At 46.2% G+C, this 4171-nt stretch carries 4 protein-coding genes; 1 reads left to right on the top strand and 3 read right to left on the bottom strand.

Annotated features, from left to right (window positions below; translation table 11 throughout):
- Positions 1–139: 139 nt before the first annotated feature.
- The 3 genes from groL to O9300_RS11305 form a co-directional block, all read right to left on the bottom strand.
- A complete protein-coding gene (gene groL / locus O9300_RS11315; protein WP_012267175.1) occupies positions 140–1765 on the bottom strand; it encodes a chaperonin GroEL in 1626 nt (541 codons plus the stop codon).
- A 46-nt stretch (positions 1766–1811) separates the two neighbouring features.
- Positions 1812–2123 carry a co-chaperone GroES gene (gene groES, locus O9300_RS11310; RefSeq protein WP_002737272.1) on the bottom strand — a complete coding sequence of 104 codons (312 nt, stop codon included), beginning with the start codon at positions 2121–2123 and terminating at the stop codon, positions 1812–1814.
- A gap of 841 nt (positions 2124–2964) precedes the next feature.
- Complete coding sequence (locus tag O9300_RS11305) at positions 2965–3393, bottom strand: CAAD domain-containing protein (RefSeq protein ID WP_002744522.1); 429 nt, start codon at positions 3391–3393, stop codon at positions 2965–2967.
- Between the two features lie 325 nt (positions 3394–3718).
- On the opposite strand from O9300_RS11305, the gene O9300_RS11300 reads away from it, so the two are divergent.
- A complete protein-coding gene (locus O9300_RS11300) occupies positions 3719–3952 on the top strand; it encodes a DUF433 domain-containing protein (RefSeq protein ID WP_039899814.1) in 234 nt (77 codons plus the stop codon).
- The last annotated feature ends 219 nt before the right edge of the window (positions 3953–4171 follow it).

The following is a 4171-nucleotide window of genomic DNA, read 5'->3' as shown; positions in this document are numbered from 1 at the left end:
GAGAATCGTGCTTCAAAACCTTGCGTCTTCATCGGCCCGCGTCCTGTAGGGGCGAAGCATTCGGATAAAAAATCTACGGTTTCACCGATAGGTTATTGCCCGAATGCTTCGCCCGTACTTTTTCAGCAAACCCTAATTATTAATAGTCGAAGTCACCACCGCCGGCGGGAGGAGCGGATTTTTCTTTTTCCGGTTTATCCACAACAATACACTCGGTAGTTAAAACCATACCGGCGATAGAAGCGGCATTTTGTAGGGCAGAACGAGTCACTTTAGCGGGGTCAACGATACCCGCCTCAAACATATCGGAGAACTCACCGGTAGCGGCATTATAACCGACATTAAAGGGCTTTTCTTTCACCCGTTCGGCAATAACTGCACCGTTTTGGCCGGCATTTTCAGCGATCCGTTTTAAGGGGGCAGAAATCGCACGAGAAACGATTAAAGCACCGGTTAATTCTTCATGCTGGAGGGTTTCTTTGGCCCAAGTTTCCAATTGGGGAGCGAGGTGAGCTAAAGTAGTACCACCCCCGGGGACGATACCTTCTTCTACGGCTGCTTTAGTGGCGTTAATTGCGTCTTCTAGGCGCAATTTGCGGTCTTTCATTTCCGTTTCGGTAGCGGCACCGACTTTAATCACTGCCACACCGCCAGCTAATTTAGCCAGACGTTCTTGCAGTTTTTCTTTATCGTAGGAAGAATCAGTTTCCTCGATTTGACGGCGAATTTGCTCACAACGGGTTTTCACTGCCACGTCGTTGCCTTCGGCGACGATGGTGGTGGTATCTTTGTTCATGGTGATACGACGGGCCGTGCCTAAGCTGTCAATTTTAGTGGTTTCCAGTTTTAAACCCGCATCTTCGCTAATGACTTGACCACCGGTTAAGACGGCGATATCTTCTAACATCGCTTTTCTGCGATCGCCAAATCCAGGGGCTTTCACCGCAGTAACGTTAAGAACACCGCGCAGACGGTTAACCACTAGGGTTGCCAAAGCTTCTTTTTCGATGTCTTCGGCGATAATTACTAGGGGTTTACCTTGACGGGCCACTTGTTCGAGAATAGGAACCAAATCCTGTACTAAACCGATTTTTTTGTCGGTAATCAGAATAGCGGGATCCTCAAAAACGCATTCCATGCGCTCGGTGTCGGTGACAAAGTAGGGGGAGATATAACCTTTGTCAAAACGCATCCCTTCGGTGATTTCTAGTTCGGTGGTCATCGATTTCCCTTCTTCTAGGGAAATTACGCCTTCTTTGCCGACTTTATCCATGGCCGAGGCGATCATTTGACCGACTTCATCATCGTTACCAGCAGAGATAGCGCCCACTTGTGCGATCGCTTTGGAGTCTTCTACGGGTTTCGCGTGTTTGGCGATTTGACTGACGAGGAAATCGGCAGCTTTATCGATCCCTTTTTTCAGAGAAATCGGGTTAGCACCGGCGGCGACGTTGCGTAAACCTTCTTTAACAATAGCGTGAGCGAGAACGGTGGCGGTAGTAGTACCATCACCCGCTACATCGTTGGTTTTTGAGGCTGCTTGGCGAATTAAAGCCACACCGGTGTTCTCGATATGGTCTTCCAGTTCGATTTCTTTAGCGATGGTGATGCCATCATTGACGATTTGGGGCGCGCCAAATTTCTTTTCGAGGACGACGTTACGACCTTTGGGGCCAAGGGTGACAGCTACCGCTTCGGCCAGAAGATCCATGCCTTTTTCTAAGGCGCGACGGGCATCTTCGTTGTAGATAATAGATTTAGCCATAATGTATCGTTATTCGTGCAAAATAGGGGTTTTCAAGGGTAGATGATTAGGAAACGGCGGCGAGAATGTCTTTTTCGGAGAGGAGAACGAATTCTTCGCCACCAAGTTTGATATCGGTTCCGGCATATTTGGAGTAGAGAACTTTGTCACCCACACCTACTTCTACAGGGGTACGGCTACCGTCATCGTTGCGTTTGCCGGGGCCGACGGCCACGACTTCCCCGATTTGGGGTTTTTCTTTAGCGGCGTCGGGAAGGAAAATGCCACCGGCGGTTTTTTCTTCGCTGGGGCTAACTTTGACGAAAACTCGATCGCCTAGGGGTTTAACAGTTGTTACGTTGATGCTGACTGCAGCCATGGAATATCCTCCGTTTCTCTTGTATTTTGGTAAGTGTCTTTTCCAGATTAGCACTCTTACCTTCCGAGTGCTAATTTACCGAAATACAAGGCCCCCTGACAACTGCTCGATCGGTACGGGTTTCCGAACTATGGTGTTAAGCTAGGGTTTGCTGAATAAGTTTGTTGGTGGGGTTAGGAGCCGGTCGTCGGGAGCCGGTCGTCGGTCGTCAGGAGAATTGAGAATAAGCATTAATCAATTAAATGCTCTATTTAGGGATTTTAGGCAATTTTATGCCTATTTTTCTCATTTTTGCCCTCTCAAAAATTAATTAGGGTTTGCTGAATAAATGTGAAATGTAGGCAAGGTAGCGGTTTTGTGGCTTTTCTCGCGAAACAAGTGCAAGATTTTGAGAGAATCGTGCTTCAAAACCTTGCGTCTTCATCGGCCCGCGTCCTGTAGGGGCGAAGCATTCGGGCAATAACCTATCGGTGAAACCGGAGATTTTCTATCCGAATGCTTCGCCCGTACTTTTTGCCGCAAACCCTACTTAGGGTTTGCGGCAAAAAGTTTGTTGGTGGGGGCAGGGTGTGGGGTGTGGGGTGTGGGGTGTAGGGTTTTACCGATTTTGAGGTAGTCAGTTGCCTAATTTTCAGGGAAAAAGTGCCTGAATTTTACCCCCGATCACTCCAATGGTCAGCACTTTTTGAGGTCAAAAAAGTCTAAAAGCCTTATCCAACAAGGTTTTTAGATTTATTCAGCCAACCCTACTTATGCAAGAACTCTAGTGTAAGCTGTTGTGCAAAAACAAAGGAGTTGAGTGTTTCCGCTCAACTCCTTTGTTTTTTATGCTTGATTCTATCTATAAAGTGTTATTGTGACTGCCAAAAACTTGCGCTTTTAGTGCATCAATTTCGGCTAATAACTCGCGACGATTTTCATCTTTGAGCAGATAGCGCCAGACAAACCAACCAGTGTAAACGATCCCAACTAATTGTAGGATAGGAGCAAGGAGGGGAATATCATCGATCGCATCTAAAACCGCTAGGGTAACTTTCACGGTGACAAAACTGGCTAAAATTGCCCCCAGAACGATTAAAGGTTTTTTGTATCCAGAGAAGAAACTACCGATATAATCGGGGACGTTAGCCAGATAGGACATCACCGAATCCCAAACTGGTTCTACATATTCAGACCAAATCTGTTCGGTGCTGCTGCTGGGTTTGCTCAGAGACCCGGGTAAATCCGTTCTAATCGGATTTTGGGTCTCGGTGGGTTGCATTGATTCCATATTAACTGATCCTCATCATAAAGGTTAGACAGTGCGCGAATACGACCAACGGGGGTCAATTTTAACAGACTGAATAGACTAACTCGCTGTTGCCCATATTATCGGATAATTGCGATACTAGGCGGAAAGTTGCTCAACAACTATTAAGAATCAAGGATTTAGCTTCTCAATTTTATCGTCAGTCTGACCGCAATTCTCTATTCTAACAGCAGGTAGCGATCGGAGTTGAGGAATCAGGGGGTGTCAGTTGGGTGCTAGGGATTGGTTGTTAGGATTACCAGATAAGATAATTAAATGCAGACTAAATATCTTCGAGATGCGTTCTATGGACTCAACAGTTAGCTTGCTTACCCGCATTACTCAAACACCCGGCCAGTGTGGTGGTCGTCCTTGTATTCGGGGGATGCGAATTCGAGTAACGGATATTTTGGAAATGTTAGCGGAGAATGTGAGCATAACTGAAATTCTAGAAGACTTTCCCGATTTGGAACTCGCAGATATCCAAGCTTGTTTACTTTTTGCAGCACGGTGTACGGATTTTCCTAAACTAACGGCATGAAAATTTGGATTGATGCTCAACTACCTCCAACTCTAGCAAGCTGGTTATCAGCGACCTTTGATTTAGAAGCATCGTCCCGGGAGCATCTCACTTACGCGATAAGTAATTATACTTAGCCTAAAAGCCACTCTTAATCGTGTCTTGGAACGAAATAGAGGCTTTTAAAGACTGCGTACATGGAGAATTAAAACAAGAATTACCCTCGAAAAGCCTATTTTT

Source organism: Microcystis sp. LE19-195.1E (genome assembly GCF_027532095.1).
Lineage (GTDB): Bacteria > Cyanobacteriota > Cyanobacteriia > Cyanobacteriales > Microcystaceae > Microcystis > Microcystis aeruginosa.
This window is presented reverse-complemented; position numbering and strand designations above follow the sequence as displayed.

Coding starts and splice junctions, on each gene's coding strand:
- O9300_RS11305 (WP_002744522.1), bottom strand. CDS start 3,393: ATGGAATCAATGCAACCCACCGAGACCCAAAATCCGATTAGAACGGAT.
- groL (WP_012267175.1), bottom strand. CDS start 1,765: ATGGCTAAATCTATTATCTACAACGAAGATGCCCGTCGCGCCTTAGAA.
- O9300_RS11300 (WP_039899814.1), top strand. CDS start 3,719: ATGGACTCAACAGTTAGCTTGCTTACCCGCATTACTCAAACACCCGGC.
- groES (WP_002737272.1), bottom strand. CDS start 2,123: ATGGCTGCAGTCAGCATCAACGTAACAACTGTTAAACCCCTAGGCGAT.